Annotated in this window: 18 protein-coding genes; 7 read left to right on the top strand and 11 right to left on the bottom strand. The window is 66.2% G+C overall.

Features of this window, described 5'->3' with window-relative positions:
* Positions 1 to 7 precede the first annotated feature (7 nt).
* Positions 8 to 1,228 carry an LL-diaminopimelate aminotransferase gene (locus AN936_RS15415; RefSeq protein ID WP_054588877.1) on the top strand — a complete coding sequence of 407 codons (1,221 nt, stop codon included), beginning with the start codon at positions 8 to 10 and terminating at the stop codon, positions 1,226 to 1,228.
* Positions 1,228 to 1,707 (top strand): DUF2721 domain-containing protein, encoded by a 480-nt coding sequence (locus tag AN936_RS15410; protein WP_054588876.1) that lies wholly within the window; start codon positions 1,228 to 1,230, stop codon positions 1,705 to 1,707. Before AN936_RS15415 ends, AN936_RS15410 begins: the two co-directional genes overlap by 1 nt.
* Position 1,708: 1 nt before the next feature.
* On the opposite strand, the gene AN936_RS15405 is transcribed toward AN936_RS15410, so the two are convergent.
* Positions 1,709 to 3,295: an amidase gene (locus tag AN936_RS15405; protein WP_054588875.1), complete on the bottom strand. Its 1,587-nt coding sequence runs from the start codon at positions 3,293 to 3,295 to the stop codon at positions 1,709 to 1,711.
* A gap of 111 nt (positions 3,296 to 3,406) precedes the next feature.
* Here AN936_RS15405 and AN936_RS15400 point away from each other — a divergent pair, with 111 nt between their 5' ends.
* Positions 3,407 to 4,723 (top strand): spinster family MFS transporter, encoded by a 1,317-nt coding sequence (locus AN936_RS15400; protein ID WP_054588874.1) that lies wholly within the window; start codon positions 3,407 to 3,409, stop codon positions 4,721 to 4,723.
* A gap of 15 nt (positions 4,724 to 4,738) precedes the next feature.
* On the opposite strand, the gene AN936_RS15395 is transcribed toward AN936_RS15400, so the two are convergent.
* The 4 genes from AN936_RS15395 to AN936_RS15380 are packed head-to-tail and all read right to left on the bottom strand — an operon-like array spanning position 4,739 to position 7,783.
* On the bottom strand, positions 4,739 to 5,329 hold the full coding sequence (locus AN936_RS15395) for an NADPH-dependent FMN reductase (RefSeq protein WP_054588873.1): 591 nt from the start codon (positions 5,327 to 5,329) through the stop codon (positions 4,739 to 4,741).
* A gap of 8 nt (positions 5,330 to 5,337) precedes the next feature.
* Positions 5,338 to 5,850, bottom strand: a complete 513-nt coding sequence (locus AN936_RS15390) for a L,D-transpeptidase family protein (RefSeq protein WP_054588872.1) — start codon at positions 5,848 to 5,850, stop codon at positions 5,338 to 5,340.
* Positions 5,847 to 6,446, bottom strand: coding sequence for a ferric reductase-like transmembrane domain-containing protein (locus AN936_RS15385; RefSeq protein ID WP_054588871.1), 600 nt, complete (start codon positions 6,444 to 6,446; stop codon positions 5,847 to 5,849). The genes AN936_RS15390 and AN936_RS15385 overlap by 4 nt, the downstream gene beginning before the upstream one ends.
* A gap of 47 nt (positions 6,447 to 6,493) precedes the next feature.
* On the bottom strand, positions 6,494 to 7,783 hold the full coding sequence (locus AN936_RS15380) for an adenylosuccinate synthase (protein WP_054590331.1): 1,290 nt from the start codon (positions 7,781 to 7,783) through the stop codon (positions 6,494 to 6,496).
* A 174-nt stretch (positions 7,784 to 7,957) separates the two neighbouring features.
* Here AN936_RS15380 and AN936_RS15375 point away from each other — a divergent pair, with 174 nt between their 5' ends.
* Complete coding sequence (locus tag AN936_RS15375; RefSeq protein WP_054588870.1) at positions 7,958 to 8,335, top strand: DOPA 4,5-dioxygenase family protein; 378 nt, start codon at positions 7,958 to 7,960, stop codon at positions 8,333 to 8,335.
* Between the two features lie 101 nt (positions 8,336 to 8,436).
* Here AN936_RS15375 and AN936_RS15370 read toward each other — a convergent pair whose 3' ends face one another.
* From AN936_RS15370 to AN936_RS15360, 3 genes are all read right to left on the bottom strand, one after another.
* The gene (locus tag AN936_RS15370; RefSeq protein ID WP_054588869.1) at positions 8,437 to 9,552 is read right to left on the bottom strand and encodes an ATP phosphoribosyltransferase regulatory subunit; all 1,116 of its coding nucleotides are present in this window, start codon (positions 9,550 to 9,552) and stop codon (positions 8,437 to 8,439) included.
* 142 nt (positions 9,553 to 9,694) lie between these two features.
* Positions 9,695 to 11,281, bottom strand: a complete 1,587-nt coding sequence (gene serA / locus AN936_RS15365) for a phosphoglycerate dehydrogenase (protein ID WP_054588868.1) — start codon at positions 11,279 to 11,281, stop codon at positions 9,695 to 9,697.
* A gap of 84 nt (positions 11,282 to 11,365) precedes the next feature.
* On the bottom strand, positions 11,366 to 12,493 hold the full coding sequence (locus AN936_RS15360) for a phosphoserine transaminase (protein ID WP_054590330.1): 1,128 nt from the start codon (positions 12,491 to 12,493) through the stop codon (positions 11,366 to 11,368).
* Between the two features lie 172 nt (positions 12,494 to 12,665).
* Between AN936_RS15360 and AN936_RS15355 the strand changes: the two genes are divergently transcribed.
* On the top strand, positions 12,666 to 13,379 hold the full coding sequence (locus tag AN936_RS15355) for an extensin family protein (RefSeq protein WP_054588867.1): 714 nt from the start codon (positions 12,666 to 12,668) through the stop codon (positions 13,377 to 13,379).
* 49 nt (positions 13,380 to 13,428) lie between these two features.
* The gene (locus tag AN936_RS15350; protein WP_054588866.1) at positions 13,429 to 14,304 is read left to right on the top strand and encodes an LOG family protein; all 876 of its coding nucleotides are present in this window, start codon (positions 13,429 to 13,431) and stop codon (positions 14,302 to 14,304) included.
* Between the two features lie 49 nt (positions 14,305 to 14,353).
* Here AN936_RS15350 and AN936_RS15345 read toward each other — a convergent pair whose 3' ends face one another.
* Positions 14,354 to 14,788, bottom strand: a complete 435-nt coding sequence (locus AN936_RS15345; protein WP_054588865.1) for a c-type cytochrome — start codon at positions 14,786 to 14,788, stop codon at positions 14,354 to 14,356.
* Positions 14,788 to 15,456 carry a c-type cytochrome gene (locus AN936_RS15340; protein ID WP_054588864.1) on the bottom strand — a complete coding sequence of 223 codons (669 nt, stop codon included), beginning with the start codon at positions 15,454 to 15,456 and terminating at the stop codon, positions 14,788 to 14,790. The genes AN936_RS15345 and AN936_RS15340 overlap by 1 nt, the downstream gene beginning before the upstream one ends.
* A 179-nt stretch (positions 15,457 to 15,635) precedes the next feature.
* Here AN936_RS15340 and AN936_RS15335 point away from each other — a divergent pair, with 179 nt between their 5' ends.
* On the top strand, positions 15,636 to 16,526 hold the full coding sequence (locus AN936_RS15335; RefSeq protein ID WP_054588863.1) for a prephenate dehydratase: 891 nt from the start codon (positions 15,636 to 15,638) through the stop codon (positions 16,524 to 16,526).
* A 4-nt stretch (positions 16,527 to 16,530) separates the two neighbouring features.
* Here the strand turns inward: AN936_RS15335 and AN936_RS15330 are convergent, their stop codons facing one another.
* Entirely contained in the window at positions 16,531 to 17,214 is a 684-nt protein-coding gene (locus AN936_RS15330) for a CDP-alcohol phosphatidyltransferase family protein (protein ID WP_054588862.1), read from the bottom strand.
* Between the last annotated feature and the right edge of the window lie 73 nt (positions 17,215 to 17,287).

Raw genomic sequence — 17,287 nt, 5'->3', positions numbered from 1 at the left:
GTTTCCCATGTCCGACGATGAATTCTATCGCATCAAGCGCCTGCCGCCCTATGTCATCGCCGAAGTCAATGCGATGCGTGCGGCCGCCCGCGCCGCGGGAGAGGACATCATCGACCTGGGGATGGGCAACCCCGACCTGCCGCCGCCCGCGCATGTGATCGAGAAGCTCTGCGAAGTCGCAATGAAGCCCGACGCGCACGGCTATTCGCAGTCGAAGGGCATTCCGGGCCTCCGCCGTGCGCAGGCCAATTATTACGCGCGCCGTTTCAACGTCGAGCTCGATCCCGAGAGCGAGGTCGTGGTGACGATGGGGTCGAAGGAAGGGCTCGCGAGCCTCGCGACCGCGATCACCGGGCCGGGCGACGTCGTGCTCGCGCCGAACCCCAGCTATCCCATCCACACCTTCGGCTTCATCATCGCCGGGGCGACGATCCGCAGCGTGCCGACGACGCCGGACGAGAATTACTGGCGCGCGCTCGATCGCGCGATGGCGTTCACCGTGCCGCGCCCGTCGATCCTCGTCGTCAACTATCCGTCGAATCCGACAGCGGAATCGGTCGATCTCGCCTTTTACGAACGGCTCGTCGCCTGGGCGAAAGAGAACAAGGTCTGGGTGCTTTCGGACCTCGCCTATTCGGAGCTCTATTACGACGGCAACCCGACGCCTTCGATCCTGCAGGTGCCGGGTGCGAAAGATGTCGCGGTCGAGTTCACCTCGATGTCGAAGACCTATTCGATGGCGGGCTGGCGCATGGGCTTTGCGGTCGGCAACAAGCGGCTGATCGCGGCGATGACGCGCGTGAAGTCGTACCTCGACTATGGCGCCTTCACCCCGATCCAGGCCGCCGCCTGCGCCGCGCTCAACGGTCCGCAGGATATCGTCGCGAAGAACCGCGAACTTTACCAGAAGCGCCGCGACGTGATGGTCGAAAGCTTCGGCCGTGCCGGCTGGGACATCCCGAGCCCCAAGGCGTCGATGTTCGCCTGGGCGCCGCTGCCCCCCGCGCTCAAGGAGATGGGCAGCCTCGAATTTTCGAAGCAGCTCCTGACCCATGCCAAGGTCGCGGTTGCCCCTGGCGTCGGCTATGGCGAGGATGGCGAAGGCTATGTCCGCATCGCGATGGTCGAGAATGAGCAGCGCATTCGCCAGGCGGCGCGCAACGTGCGCAAGTTCCTCGCGATGCACGGCGTCAACACGCCATCGGTTGCGGCGGGCGGCGGGGGGTAATGTCCTCGGCGAGCGCGATCGCGCAGACGATCCAGTTGTCGGTCACGCCGGTGTTCCTGCTGGTGGCGACCGGCAGCCTGCTCAACGTCATTGCGGGCCGACTGGCGCGCGTCGTCGACCGTTCGCGGACGTTGATCGAGCGCTGGCCCGACACCGAAGGCGCCGAACATGAGCGCATTGTGGCGGAACTGCGCACCGCCGACCGGCGCATGGCGATCATCAACAACTCGATCCTCGCGGCAGTCGCGTGCGGGATCGTCGTCTGCCTGCTCGTCGCGCTGCTGTTCGCGCAGGAGGTTGCCGGCTTCAACCTCGGCCGCGCCGCGGCTTGGGCGTTCACCGTGGCGATGCTGCTTCTGTTGACTTCGCTGATCCTGTTCCTCGTCGAGGTGCGGCTCGCGATCCGCACCATCCATGTGCCGATGGAACTGCTCGAGCTCGAGGAACTGGGCTGGCAGCGGCGGCGGGGCGGAAAATAGCCTAGGGCGTCGAGCTGGCGCGATAGGTCGGTGGCGTGCGTTTCCGGTTCGCCTGTTCATAGGCATAGCCCGCCGCCAATATGTCGGCATCGCTCCATTTGGCGCCGATGAAGGACAATCCGATCGGTAGCCCGTCGACCAGTCCCATCGGCACCGTCAGGTGGGGGTAGCCGGCGACGGCGGGCATCTGGCTGACGCTCGGGCCGTCATAGGCGTCGCCCTTTTCGAGGTCGCTGACCCACGCAGGGCCGTTGGTGACCCCGAGCAGCAGGTCGACATCATGCGCCTTGAGCAGCCGGTCGATGCCCTCGGCGCCCGCCAGTCGCAGCGCGGTTGCCTTCGCTTCGAGATAGGCGGGATCGTCGAGGCCGCCTTTGGTTTCGGCCAGCTCGAACAGCGCCTGATCGAACCATTGCAATTCTTCGGGATGCGCCTTGTTGAACGCGATGACGTCGGCGAGGCTTTTGGGGCCGTTCGCGTTCGGCAGAGCCGCAAGATAGGCATTCAGATCCGCCTTAAGCTCGGTCATCAGGACGTCGAGTTCGGCCTTGCCCAGCTTCTCCTGCCCGCTGCGGCTGTCCCCGATCTCGACGACCGTCGCACCGAGCGCCGTCATCTGCGCCAGCGCCGCGTCGAACAGCGCGGTGATATCGGCCCGGTCGCCGACGCGGTCGCGCAGCACCCCGACGCGCTTGCCCTTCAACGCGCCGGGCGACAGCGCCGCGACATAATCCGCCTTGCGCGCGTCGGCCCCGGCCGTCGCCGGATCGGCGGGATCGCTGCCGACGATCGCACTCATCACCGCCGCGGCATCGCGCACGGTCAGGGTGATCGGCCCGGCGGTGTCCTGACTGTGACTGATCGGCACGATGAAGCTGCGGCTGACCAGTCCGACGCTTGGTTTGAAGCCGACGACGCCGTTGACCGCGGCGGGGCAGGTGATCGAGCCGTCGGTCTCGGTGCCGATCGCGAGCGGCGCGAGGCTTGCGGCGACGGCGGCGGCGCTGCCCGACGACGAGCCGCACGCGTTGCGATCGAGCGCGTGTGGATTTTTGGTAAGCCCGCCGACCGCGCTCCAGCCGCTCGTCGATTTGTCCGAACGGATGTTCGCCCATTCGCTGAGGTTCGTCTTCCCGAGGATGACCGCTCCCGCATCGCGCAGCCGGGTGACGATGAACGCATCGCGGCCCGTCATATTGTCCTTGAGCGCGAGCGAACCGGCGGTGGTCGAAAGACCGGCGACCTCGATATTGTCCTTGATCAGGACCGGGATGCCGTGGAGCGGCCCGCGCAGCTTGCCGGCCTTGCGTTCCTCGTAAAGGCGCTTCGTTTCGACCCCGACGTCGGCGAAGGAAAAGGTCGCGATGACGGCGTCCAGTTTTGGTCCATAATCGTCGAGCCGACCGAGCCGGTCGAGATAGGCGTCGCCGACCAGCCCGTCATACAGCCAGCCGGTCGCCATTTCCGCCTGCAGCATCGCGGCATCCTTGCCCTCGACGTCGGGAAGCGGCGGCGGCATGGCCGCGCTCGGGGCTGCGGGAGCGATCGCGAGCAGGGCGGCAGCGGCTAACAGCGAAATTTTTTGCATGGCGGCGAGGCTGGCAGCCGTAGCGGCAATTGCAAGCGGTGATTTCCCGGGCGCCGGCGCGACGTTGACACCGGGTGTCATCGCCTGCACCCATGGTCCCGGGAGAGACGGATGAACGAAAAGCCTGCCTTGGCTCAGGGTATCGGCGCGCCGCCGACCGATGGCGTCGCCGCGCACACGCGGACGATGCTGTGGATCCTGCTGGTCGTCTATATCTTCAATTTCCTCGACCGGCAGATCGTCAATATCCTTGCCGAGCCGATCAAGCGCGACCTTGGGCTGTCGGATACCGAGCTCGGCCTGCTCGCGGGCCCGGCGTTTGCGGTCTTTTACGCGCTGCTTGGTATCCCGATCGCGCGTTATGCCGACAAGGACGGGACCAACCGCGTGCGGCTGATCGCGCTGTCGCTGGCGATCTGGTCGGCGATGACGGCGGTGTGCGGGCTGGCGCAGAATTTCGTCCAGCTCCTGCTTGCCCGCATCGGCGTCGGCATCGGCGAGGCGGGCTGCACGCCGGCGGCCCATTCGCTGATCGCCGACAGCGTCGCTCCCGAAAAGCGTTCGTCGGCGATCGCTTTCTATGGGCTCGGTGTGCCGGTCGGGTCGCTCCTCGGGCTGATCATCGGCGGCGTCGTCAACGACCTTTATGGCTGGCGCGCAGCGCTGATGCTCGTCGGGGCGCCGGGGCTATTGCTGGCGCTCGTTGTGCTGTTCGTGATGCGCGAGCCGCGGCACCTCCGCCCGGCGGAAACCGCTGCGACGGCCAATACAGCGGCGCCGCTGTCGACGCGCGAGGCGCTGCGCGAAATCTTCGCCTCGCGCGCCTTCGTCTATATCCTGATTGCCGCTTCGGTCACCGCCTTCCTCGGTTACGGCAAGGGGCTGTGGACGATCAGCTTCTTCATCCGCAGCCATGGGCTGTCGACGACCGAGGCGGGACTGTCGATGGCGGTCGTGCTCGGGTTGGCGGCGGCGCTCGGCACCTGGCTCGGCGGCAAGCTCGCCGACAAATATGGCGCGCGCGACAAGCGGCATATCCTGACTTTCCCCGCCTTCGGCATGGTGATCGTCGCGCCGATCCTGTTCCTCGGCTATTATATGGAGCATTGGCTGGTCGCGATGGCGCTGCTCGTCGTGCCGAGCATCGTCAACAATGCCTATTACGGCCCAGCCTATGGCTGTGTGCAGGGGCTGGTGCAGCCGCGCGCCCGCGCGGTCGCCGCGTCGATCATGCTGTTCGGGCAGAATCTGATCGGGCTCGGGCTCGGGCCTTTCCTGTTCGGGGTGATGTCCGACGCCTTGCAGCCGGTGGCCGGGCAGGAAAGCGTGCGCTGGGTACTCTATGGCGCCGCATGGCTCGGGCTGATCCCGGCCTTCTTCTTCTGGCGCGCGAGCCTGCGGCTCAATGCCGAGCTGAAATCGGGTTAGAAAAGCGGCGATGATTCAGTAGGGCGGGTCCTGCCGGGCGCGCTGCGCCTTTGCTGCATCGATCCACCAGTTGAAATCGTCGGCGAAGCGCGGGAAGGATTTCACCAGACGAGCGCCGTCGTCCCCGGCGGGCCGGCCATCCTCGTCAAACGCCTTGCCGATCTTGCCGACCGGCAGGATCGATGAAATGACCGCCATTCCCATCTCGCCCAGCGTATCGCGCCATCCCATCATCGCACGCACCCCCGAATAGGGGCCGGCAGAATAACAGGCGATTGCGGCGGGGCGCCAGAACCATTCCTCCAGATAATGGTCGGTCAAATTCTTCAGCCCCGGCTGCATGCCCCAATTATATTCGCCGGTGACGAACAGAAAGCCGTCGGCGGCGCGGATCTTGCCCGCGAGTTCCTCCATTGCCGGCGGCGCCTCGCCTTCCGCATATTCCTTGTACATGCGGTCGAGCATTGGAAGATCGACCGCTTTGGCGTCGATCAACTCGGCACTGTCGCCGCGCGTGCCGATCGCATCGACCAGCCACCGGGCAAGCTTGATACCCTGACGGTCGCGGCGGTAGCTTCCATAAAAGACGAGGATGTGCCGGGACATATGATCTCCTAAGGACGGATGGTGATCGGCGTGCCATCGGGGACGATGTCCCACAACTGCTTTATCTCGGCATTCGACAGCGCGATGCAACCGTCGGTCCAGTCGCGCGCGATCGGCGGGCCGGGCCAGCCATTGGGCTGGCCGTGGATGAAGATGTCGCCGCCCGGCGAGCGCCCGCGCGCCCTAGCATAGGTGCGGTCGGCGGTGTTCGGATAGGATATTCGGAGCGAGAGATGGTAGCGGCTGGCGCCGTTGCGGCCGTCGATCATGTAGTGGCCCTCGGGTGTCCGCTCGTCGCCCTCGAAGCGCTTGGGGCCGGTGGGGGCGTCGCCGAACCGGATGCCCGTATATCGAACGATCTCGCGGTCGCCGCGATAGGCGATCAGGGTGCGGTCGCTTTTATCGACGAGCAGGCGGTCGGCCTTGGTGCCGGCGGCAAGCGGCGGCGGTTGCGAACTCGCCGATCCACAGGCGGCAAGCGTCAGCAGCGACAAGCCGGTCAATATATTGTGCGGGATCATGTCGCTACCTTCCTGCGCTTTGCGGGGATACGCAGACCTGCCGTCGCGATCAGCAACAGCGCCGGTGGCCAATAGAAGGGATCGACCGCGGCGCGACCGCCGTAGCTGACCATGAAGATCAGCCAGATATACCAGACGCCTGCGGTGTGCAGACGCTTCCAGTTCCGCGCGCCGAGCTTCCGGATCGCGCCATCGAACGAGGTCGCGGCGAGCAGCGCGATGAAGACATAGGCGATGCCGCCGCGGACGAGCGTCGTGACCGGCGGTGGCGGCTGGCCGTCATGCGCGCCGAAGAGCCACAGGATCGCGATCAGGTGGACAAGGTGCGAAACGGCGAAGCCGAGCCCGATCCAGCGCCGGTTGAGGATCGTCCAGCGCGTCATGGGCATGGGCCACAGCCGGACCAATGCGCTGGCGGTGAAGGCGGCGACGAACAGCAGCAGCGAGCTGCGCGCCGTCGCGCGGATCAGCATGCGGATGCCGTCGACGCCGGTGCCGGCGAGGCCGAGGACGAGGGCGCTCATGACGAGCAGCGCCGCCATCAGCACGATCAGCAGCGTCGCGCCTTCGTTCCAGCCGGTCTTGCGTGTCGCCATTTCACCCTCCCGCGGGAGGGCGAGTATAGCGCGCCCGCGCGCGTCGCCTAGTCGCTGAACGGATCGCGGATCAGGATCGTGTCCTCGCGCTCGGGGCTCGTCGATACGAGCGCGATCGGGGTTTCAATGAGTTCCTGCACGCGCTGGATATATTTTATCGCCTGCGCGGGCAGGTCGGCATAGCTGCGCGCGCCCGCGGTCGTTTCCTGCCAGCCGTCCATTTCCTCGTAGATCGGCTCGACCTCGGCCTGATCGGCGGCGTGCGCCGGGAAATAGTCGAGGATCTTGCCGCGCAGCCGATAGCCGGTGCAGATGCGGATCGTGTCGAAGCCGTCGAGCACGTCGAGCTTGGTCAGCGCGATGCCGGTGACGCCCGATACCGCGCAGCTCTGCCGCACGAGCACCGCATCGAACCAGCCGCAACGGCGCTTGCGTCCGGTGACGGTGCCGAATTCATGCCCGCGCTCGCCGAGCTTCTGGCCGATCTCGTCCTCGAGTTCGGTCGGGAAGGGGCCGCTGCCGACGCGGGTCGTATAGGCCTTCGCGATCCCGAGCACGAAGCCGACCGCCGACGGACCGAGTCCCGAACCCGACGCCGCGGTGCCGCTGACGGTGTTCGAGCTGGTGACGAAGGGATAGGTGCCGTGATCGACGTCGAGCAGCACGCCCTGCGCGCCCTCGAACAAGATGCGTGCGCCCGCCTTGCGCACCTTTTTCAGACGCTTCCACACCGGCTGCGCATATTCGAGCACATAGTCGGCGATCTCGGCGAGATCGGCCTTCAGCCGCTCGCGGTCGATCGGCGGTTCGCCGAAGCCGGCGCGCAGCGCGTCGTGGTGCGCGGTCAGGCGGTCGATCTGCGGATCGAGCTTGTCGAGATGGGCAAGGTCGCAGACGCGGATCGCGCGGCGGCCGACCTTGTCCTCATAAGCGGGGCCGATGCCGCGGCCGGTGGTGCCGATCTTGCCGGCGCCTGCGGCGGTCTCGCGCAGCGCATCGAGGTCGCGGTGGAAGGGCAGGATCAGCGGGCAATTGTCGGCGATCGCGAAATTGTCGGCGTTGATCACGACGCCCTGTCCGCGCAGCTTCGTGATCTCGTCGCGCAGCGCCCACGGGTCGAGCACGACGCCGTTGCCGATGATCGACAGCGTGCCGGTGACGATGCCCGACGGGAGCAGCGACAGCTTGTAGGTCTGGTTGCCGACGACGAGCGTATGGCCGGCATTGTGACCGCCCTGGAACCGGACCACGGCATCGGCGCGGCTGGCGAGCCAGTCGACGATCTTGCCCTTGCCCTCGTCGCCCCATTGCGACCCGATGACGGTAACATTTGCCATGATGCTGTCCTGCTGAACCGGGCCTTGAAACACGCGGTGCTGGCCCGGCGCGGCCTTAGCGGATTTCGCTGCAGAGGCAAGCGTGACGGTACGGTTTTGTCATATTCCGGCGATATTGTACCGTCGCATGCGGAGGTCTGGCGGTGGCGCCAAAAATGCGCGAAAGCATAAGCCATGACCGATGCCTCCGCCCCCTATCACGCCCATATCTATTATGATGCCGACGAACGCCGCGCCGCCGAGGATTTGCGCGAGCGTTTCGGGCGCGACCCCGCGATATTGTTCGTCGGGCAGATGACCGATGCCGGCGTCGGCCCGCATCCGATCGCGCAATATGAGGTGCATTTTCTGGCCGAATCGATTTCCGCGGTGACGGCCGCGATCGAGGCGACGGCGCTCCGGGCGCTGGTCCATCCGCTGACCGACGACGACCTCGCCGATCATACGACGCTGGCGCATTGGATCGGCGAGCCGGTCGAACTCGACGTGACGGTGCTCGATCCGCCGGGCGTCAATCAGGGGATTCCGCGGTTCGGCGTTTCGGATTTCTGAGCCATCCGTCATCTCGGCGAAGGCCGGGATCTCGCCGGTGCTTTGGAACGCGATGATGAGATCCCGGCCTTCGCCGGGATGACGATCAGGAAGCGAGGCGCCTATACCTCGACCGGCCCGTCGGGGCCAAGCATGAACCCGCAACCGAGCGCGCGGGCGTCGTCGGCGTCGGATAGCGCCGCCAGCGTCTGCCACCCGTCGGCGCGTAGCCCCGCCGCAATCGCTGCGTTATGGCCCAGCGGCAGGAAGATGCGGCGTTCGGCATCGTCCTCGCCGCCCAGCCCTTCGTCGATCAGCGGATCGGGGTAGAGCGAGAAGCCGACCGCCGCCTCTTCGCGGTCTTCGCCGACCGGGATGGCATAGCTGCCGCCGCGGCCGATGATGTCGCCCTGTCCGGGAACGAAGATCGAGAAGCCGAACCAGCTTTGATAGGCGAATCCGTGGCGCTCGGTCGGGTCGAGCGTGAGCGTCGCTCGGCCGCGGATCGGCGCCGCAATCGCTTCGAGCGCGTCGATGCGCGTGTCGAGAACGCCCGTCGTATCGAACGCGCGCAGCTCTGCAATCGCCTGATCGAAAGGTCCCGTTGCGCGCAGTAACGGCAGATAGCCCTCGGCGCCGAGCCGGGCGAGCGCGCCAGCGTCCTTGGCGTCGAGCTCGCCCTGCAAATCCTCGACGGGGACGGCGACGGGGAGCGGCCCGTTCGCCAGCAGCTCGACGACGTCGGGCAGGGTGAAATCGATCGTCACCGGACCGATCCCGGCGGCATCGAGCGCGTCGATCGCGACGGTGACGATCTCGCGCGCCGCGGCGACGCTGTCGCTGCCGATCAGTTCGGCGCCGACCTGCAGCATCTCGCGCGCGGGGCGAAGCTGGCTGGCGCGCAGCTTGACGACCTGCCCTGCGTAGCAGAGCCGCAGCGGGCGCGGCGCGCCGGCGAGCAGCGAGGTCGCGATGCGGCCGACCTGGCGGGTGATGTCGGGACGCAGCGCGAGGGTGCGCTGCGATACCGGGTCGGTGAAGCGGAGGAGATCGCGCGTCAGCCGGTCGTCGTCGCCGCCGAGCGTCTCGCGAAACTCGGCGAGCGGTGGCGAGACGCGGCCATAGCCATGCGCGCGCATCGCATCGACGAGCGCGCGGGTGACGCGCGAAGTGGCCTCGGCCTGCACGGGCAGGCGGTCGCGGAGGCCTTCGGGAAGCAGGGCAGGGGCCTTGGTCATCGCATGCGGCCTTAGGATGGTCGAAGAGAGTCAACAATCCCGAATTCCGTTCGCATCGAGCGAAGTCGAGATGCCGTGAAGGCATTTCTCACCGATGGGTGTCTCGACTTCGCTCGACACGAGCGGGATTGAGAGGTGGGCTTTAAAACTTGAGGCCCTTCACCGTCTTCACGCCGGGAAGCTGGCAAAGCTGCCACAGCAGCGGTTCGGGCATCGGCGAATCGAGGCTGAGCAACAGCACCGCTTCGCCGCCCGCGGCGCGGCGGCCGAGGTGGAAGGTGCCGATGTTGAGCCCGGCTTCGCCGAGTGCGGTGCCGATGCGGCCGATGAAGCCCGGCGCATCCTCGTTGACGATATAGAGCATGTGGCCGTCGAGATCGGCCTCGACCTTGATGCCGAACATCTCGACGAGGCGCGGTTCGTTGTTGCCGAACAGCGTGCCGGCGACCGAGCGGTCGCCCGCTTCGGTGGCGACGGTGACGCGGACGAGCGTGTGGTAATCGCCCTCGCGGTCGTGGCGCACTTCGCGCACGTCGAGGCCGCGTTCACGCGCAAGATGCGGCGCGTTGACCATGTTCACGCTGTCCGAATAGCGGCGCATGAGACCCGTGAGCACCGCGGCGGTGATCGGCTTCAGGTTGAGCTCGGCGGCGGCACCCTCGGCTTCGATGGAGATCGTCGTGAGGTTGTCGTGCGCGAGCTGGCCGATCAGGCTACCGAGCTTTTCGGCGAGTTCCATATAGGGACGCAGCTTCGGCGCCTCTTCGGCCGACAGGCTGGGGACGTTAAGCGCGTTGGTGATGCCGCCGGTGAGCAGATAGTCCGAAATCTGTTCGGCCACCTGAATGGCGACATTGACCTGCGCCTCGTCGGTCGACGCGCCGAGATGCGGCGTGCAGATGAAGTTCGGCGTGCCGAACAGCGGATGATCGGCCGCGGGCGGCTCGGACGCAAAGACGTCGAGCGCGGCGCCCGCGACATGGCCCGAATCGAGCGCTTCCTTGAGAGCCGCCTCGTCGACCAGCCCCCCGCGCGCGCAGTTGATGATCCGCACGCCCGGCTTGGTCTTCGCGAGATTTTCCTTCGACAGGATATTGCGCGTCTGGTCGGTCAGCGGGGTGTGCAGCGTGATGAAATCGGCGCGCGTCAACAGGCCGTCGAGCTCGACCTTCTCGACGCCGAGTTCGATCGCGCGTTCTGGGGTCAGGAAGGGGTCGAAGGCGATGACCTTCATGCGCAGCCCGATGGCGCGTTCGGCGACGATGCTGCCGATATTGCCGCAACCGATCAGGCCGAGCGTCTTCGATGTCAGTTCGACCCCCATGAAGTCGTTCTTCGGCCATTTGCCCGCCTGTGTCAGCGCATTTGCCTCGGGAACCTGGCGCGCGAGAGCGAACATCATCGCGATCGCATGTTCGGCGGTGGTGATGCTGTTGCCGAAGGGGGTGTTCATCACGATGACGCCCTGCTTCGACGCCGAGGGAATGTCGACATTGTCGACGCCGATGCCGGCGCGGCCAACAACCTTCAGGTTCGTCGCGGCGGCGAGGACGTCGGCAGTGACCTTGGTGGCCGAACGGATCGCGAGGCCGTCATAGTCGCCGATCATCGCGATCAGCTCTTCCTTGGTCTTGCCGGTGATGACATCGACGTCGATGCCGCGTTCCTTGAAGATCGCGGCGGCTTTGGGGTCCATCTTGTCGCTGATGAGGACTTTGGGTGCGGTCATTTTATGTCTCCGTATCCCGGCGATAACCGGGATGTGTGGCGGAATGGGGAAATGGGCCCCGGCTTGCGCCGGGGAACACAAAGGTCAGGCCGAAAGGCTGGCGTAGGCCCAGTCGAGCCACGGGCCGAGCGCTTCGATATCGGCGGTGTCGACGGTCGCGCCGCACCAGATGCGCAGGCCCGGAGGCGCGTCGCGGTAGCCGGCGACGTCGTAAGCCGCGCCTTCCTTTTCGAGCGCGCCGGCGAATTTCTTGATGAAATCCGCATCAGCGCCCGCGACCGACAGGCAGACCGAGGTCTTCGAGCGGCTGGCGGGATCGGCGGCGAGGTGGGAGAGCCAGTCGCGGTCGGCGACGATCTTGTCGAGCGCCGCGGCGTTTGCATCGCTGCGCGCCTTCAGCCCGTCGAGACCGCCGAGCGACTTCGCCCATTCGAGCGCGAAGATCGCATCCTCGACCGCGAGCATCGAGGGGGTGTTGATCGTCTCGCCCTTGAACACACCCTCCGCGAGCGCGCCCTTCGAAACGAGGCGGAAGACCTTCGGCAGCGGCCAGGCGGGGGTGTAATTCTCCAGCCGTTCGACCGCGCGCGGGCCAAGGATCAGCACGCCATGGCCGCCTTCGCCGCCGAGCACCTTCTGCCAGCTGAAGGTTGCGACGTCGATCTTGTCCCACGGCAGGTCGTAGGCGAACACCGCGCTGGTCGCGTCGGCGAAGCTCAGCCCCTCGCGGTCGGCGGCGATCCAGTCGCCGTTCGGGACGCGCACGCCGCTGGTGGTGCCGTTCCAGGTGAAGAGGACGTCGTTCGACCAGTCGACCTGGGTCAGGTCGGGAAGCTGGCCGTAATCGGCGCGGATGACCGTCGGGTCGAGCCGGAGCTGCTTGGCGGCGTCGGTGACCCAGCCTTCTCCGAAGCTTTCCCATGCGAGCGTCGTGACGGGGCGGGCGCCGAGCATCGTCCACATCGCCATTTCGAAGGCGCCGGTGTCGGAGCCGGGGACGATGCCGATGCGGTGCGTGTCGGGAAGCTGCAGCATCTCGCGCATCAGGTCGATGCAATAGGCGAGGCGCGTCTTGCCGATCTTGGCGCGGTGCGACCGGCCCAGCGATTCGACAGCGATTTTGGAGGCGTCCCAGCCCGGCGGCTTCGCGCAGGGACCGGAAGAAAAATAGGGGCGCGTCGGGCGCACCTGTGGCGTCGTCACTTCACTCATCATAGTCTCTCCTTGCAGAGAGCTCGCGCGGCGTTGGGACCGCGTGGCCCGGCGCCGCCTTTAGGGTCGCGCGCCCGCCTGTCAAATGAAATGCGCGGCCCGGGCGAAATTAGCGACGAGGCGAGAAGATAGTTTACAGCCTGTTAACCAAATTGTCGGTAAATTGACGCCCATGGCGATCCCCTCCTTCCTGCAGCCCCGGATGCTCGTCGCAGCGACCATGGCGCTGGCGCTTTCGGCCTGTTTCGGAACGCCCGAGGCGATGAAGAACAACCGCGGGAAGCGGCCGGACGCTAGCGCGAGTGCGAACACGCCCAAGCGTCCGCAGGTTACGGGAACGCCTTCGTTCACCAGTGCCGAGGCGCAGCAATGCGCGTTCGACCTCAAGCAGGCGGGGGTACGCTTCACGCCGCTGCCGAACCAGGATCATGGCGGCGGCTGCAGTTCGATCGATTCGGTGAAGCTGCTCGATATCGGCACCCCGGTCACCAACCTTGGCGCGATGACCTGCCCGCTCGCGCGCAATTTCGCGGCATGGGCGCAATATGCGGTCCGCCCCGCGGCGCGGAAATATTTCGGGCAAGAGGTCGTCAAGATCGAGACCTATGGTACCTATAGTTGCCGCAACATCTATGGCGGCCGCTCGGGCCGGCTGTCGCAGCACGCCTATTCGAACGCGGTCGACGTCTCGGGCTTCGTACTTGCCGACGGACGGCGGATCATGCTCGACGGCGGCTGGCAGGGCGACAAGCCGTCGCAGGATTTCCTCCGCGCGCTGCACAAATCGGCGTGCCGGCGCTTCGGGACGGTGCTGAGCCCCGATTACAATGCGGCGCATTATAACCACTTCCACCTCGACATGAGCGGCAACGGCTACTGCCGCTAAAATCCCGCGCGGCTTGGCAAAGCGGCGCCAAGCGGCTAGCCGTCCGCCAATGGCTGAAGATAAACAACCTCATCGTTCGCGTTTCCACAAGGCCAAGGACGACGCGCGTTTCGCCGAACAGGCGACCACCACACCGCAGACCGCCAGCGCCGCTTACCGGCTCGCCTTTCAGGATACCGACTTCCTGTTGCGCGAGGATTTGCGCCCGGTGCGCTTCCAGCTCGAACTGCTCAAGCCCGAACTGCTGCTCGACGAAGCGGGGATCGAATCGACGCTCGTCATCTATGGCTCGGCGCGCATTCCCGAACCTGACGAGGCCGATGCGCTGGAAACCGCGGCGACCGACGACGTCCAGCGCAACATCGCGCGGCGGCTGAAGGCGAAGGCGCATTATTACGACGAGGCGCGGGCGCTGGCGCGGCTCGCGAGCCAGGTGCCGTGCGACGACAAGGGCTGCCGCCATTTCGTCGTCTGCTCGGGCGGCGGACCGTCGATCATGGAAGCCGCGAACCGCGGCGCCGCCGACGAGGGCCGCGAGTCGATCGGGCTCAACATCGTGCTGCCGCACGAGCAGGCGCCGAACCGGTACGTCACGCCTGATTTGAGTTTCCAGTTCCACTATTTCGCGCTCAGGAAGATGCACTTTCTGCTTCGCGCGCGCGCGGTCGCGGTGTTCCCTGGCGGCTTCGGCACGTTCGACGAGATGTTCGAGCTGCTGACGCTGATCCAGACCGGCAAGATCAAGCCGATCCCGATCGTCCTGTTCGGCAAGGAGTTCTGGCACCGCGTCGTCAATTTCGACGCGCTGGTGGAGGAGGGGGTGATCAGCGCCCGCGACCTCGACCTCTTTACCTTCGTCGAGACCGCCGCCGAGGCGTGGGCGATCATCGACGGTTTCTACGCGAATATCGAAGAGGCGCATTGAGCGCCGAAATCCTCCCTGTCGCAAAAGCGGCGGGGAGGATGGTCGAAAGTTATTTCGACTGTTCTTTCAGATACAGGATCAGCGCCTTGCGATCGGCGGCATCGATCACGCCGGCAAAGGCCATGCGCGTGCCGGGCAGCGCCTTCATCGGCGCTTCGAGATAGGTGTCGAGCGCCGCTTCGTCCCAGATGCCGCCCTTCGCCTTCATCGCGCCCGAATAGGAAAAACCTTCGTGCGAGGCGACTGCGCGTCCGACGACGCCGTGGAGATTGGGGCCGATCCCGTTGCGGCCGCCGGCGTCGATCGTGTGGCAGGCCATGCAGCGCTTGAAGACCTGCTCGCCCATTGCGGCGGTCGGTTCGATCGCAGCGGCAGGCGCTTCGGCTGCAGCCTCGCCGGTCGTCGCCGAATCGGCGGCCGGTTCGCTCTTGCCGCAGCCGGCGAGGGCAAGCGCGCCCGCCAGCAGGACGGGCAGGGTGCGCATTATTTCTTGGCTTCGGCCGGAGCGGGGGACGCACCGGCGGCGGGGGCTGCGCCCTCGGCCGGGGCTGCGGCGGCCTTGTCCGCGCCTTCGGCCGGCGCCGCGGCGCCTTCCGCGGGAGCGGCGGCATCGGCTGCCGGGGCCGCCTCGGCGGCGGGCAGCGGCAGGTTCGAACCCTGTGCGTTCAGATAGACGAGCAGATTGGCGCGATCCTCGGCGCTGCTGAGCCCCGCGAACGACATTTTCGTCCCGGGTGCGAACTTGCGCGGGCTGGTCAGCCACGCGTCCATTTTTTCGAAGTCCCAGCTACCGCCCATGCCCGAGAGCGCAGTCGAGAAAGCGAAGCCATGCTTGCCGTGGCCGATTTCCTCGCCCAGTGTGCCATAGAGGTTGGGGCCGATGCCGTTGGCGCCGCCCGAATTGATCGTATGGCAGGCGGCGCATTTCGCGAACACCGCTTCGCCCTTGGCGACGTCGGCCGCAGCGAGCAGGTTACCGAGCGGCACGGCCGATTCGCCGCCGCCGGCACCGCCTTCGGCGTCCTCGATGGGGAAACCCGGCTTTTCGGGAGCGTGGCCGGCGAACAGCATGCCCGATCCGATCGTCAGGCCCAGCGCGCAAATGCCGGCAAAAAGTACCCATCCGGCAATAGTGTTGTTGCGATTGTCCATGCTCTTGCAGCCCCGTTCGCTGGCGCCCGCTCCGGGCGCACGATATGATTTGGTCGCTCCCTTACTGGCGCGGGCACGGTGGCGCAAGGGGATGAAATGGCCGATCGCCCAGTCGCGCGCGAGTTGCGAACGCTTCGTCGCCCGGCTATGCGCCGCCGCTCCGGTTGAGGAAGGTGGTCATGGGCAGTTATTCGGCATCCGCGCAGCATCTGGTCGACGCCATGACGGCGGCGGCACTCGCCGAACCGGCGCGCGGGCTGGCGTTTCAGGGCGCGCCCGGCGCGAACAGCGACCTTGCGGCGCGCGAATATGCCGCGGATTCGTTGCCGCTCCCCTGCTACAGCTTCGAGGATGCGATCGACGCCGTTCGCGAGGGGCGCGTCGACCGCGCGATCATCCCGATCGAAAACAGCCTGCACGGCCGCGTCGCCGACATCCACTTCCTGCTTCCCGAATCCGGTCTGTCGATCGTCGGCGAACATTTCCTGCGCATCCGCCACGGCCTGATGAGCCGCAATCTCGGACCGATCACCCGCGCGATGAGCCACGAGCAGGCGCTCGGCCAGTGCCGCCACTGGCTGCGCGCAAACCATATCGATCCGGTCGCGCACAGCGACACCGCGGGCGCCGCGGCTTGGGTCGCCGACAGCGACGAAGTCGGCCTTGCCGCAGTGGCGCCGCCGCATGCCGCCGACCTTTACGGGCTGACGCTGCACGAGGCGGGGATCGAGGATGCCGATCACAATATGACCCGCTTCGTCGTGCTGGCGCGCGAACCGCTCGCCGACGTGCCGCAGGGCGTGCCGCTCATGACGACCTTCGTCTTCGAGGTGAAGAATATTCCCGCGGCGCTGTACAAGGCGCTCGGCGGCTTCGCGACGAACGGCGTCAATATGACCAAGCTCGAAAGCTATCAGGTCGGCGGCAGTTTCGCGGCGACGAAATTCTACGCCGACATCGTCGGCGCGCCGGGCGAGGACCATATCGACCGGGCGCTCGAGGAGCTGGATTTCCAGACCAAGTCGCTGCGGTTGCTCGGGACCTATCGTCAGGCGCGGGTTCGGCCCTAGGGTATCAGTTGCCGCGGGCGCGCAGCGTCCGTGCCAGCGCAAAGCTTTGCACGACGAACAGCGTCACGAGGATGCTGGCGACGAACAGGCCGAACAGGTCGAACGGCGAAAAATTGGTGCCGCGAATGTCGTCGCCGCCGACGATCGGCATCGCCATCGTCATCGCCATCAGCATCAGGCGCAATTCGGTCGGGCCGCCGGCCATGTAGGACAGGCGAAATTCGCCGACCACCTTCGCGGAAAGGAAAGTGTGAATCGACAGCAGGAAATAGCCGATGACCCCCATCAACGCGACGTCGAGCCGCAGATAGGGGCTCATGCCGATCGCGCTGATCATCAGCAGGGTGGCGGCGGCGTCGACGCTGTGATCGACGAAATAGCCATAGGCGGGGCGCTCGATCCGCCGCCAGCGGGCAAGGCTGCCGTCGAGCGAGTCGCCGAACCAGTTGACGATATAGCCGACGAGCGACAGGCCGAGCCATTCGCTGTCCTGCCAGCTCAATATATAGCCCGCGGCGACGAGCACCGCGCCGAGGAAGCCCAATATGGTGAGCTGGTCGGGGGTTACCCAGCGGGGCAAGCGCGGACAGATCCAGTTCAGTAGCCGCCGCTCGCTTCGCGCCAGAATATTCTGCTGGATACGGACCGGTGGTGTCACGGTGGTCTGGATGCGGGGATTGCTGCTCATGCTCGTCTTTCGCGGAGGACTGTCACATCTGTGTCAGCCAGACGTCACCCCAGCGTCATAGTTCGCCTTGGCC

This window comes from Sphingopyxis macrogoltabida, assembly GCF_001307295.1.
GTDB lineage: Bacteria > Pseudomonadota > Alphaproteobacteria > Sphingomonadales > Sphingomonadaceae > Sphingopyxis > Sphingopyxis macrogoltabida_B.
Note: the sequence above shows the minus strand (reverse complement) of the source record. Positions and strands in the feature narration are given on the sequence as shown.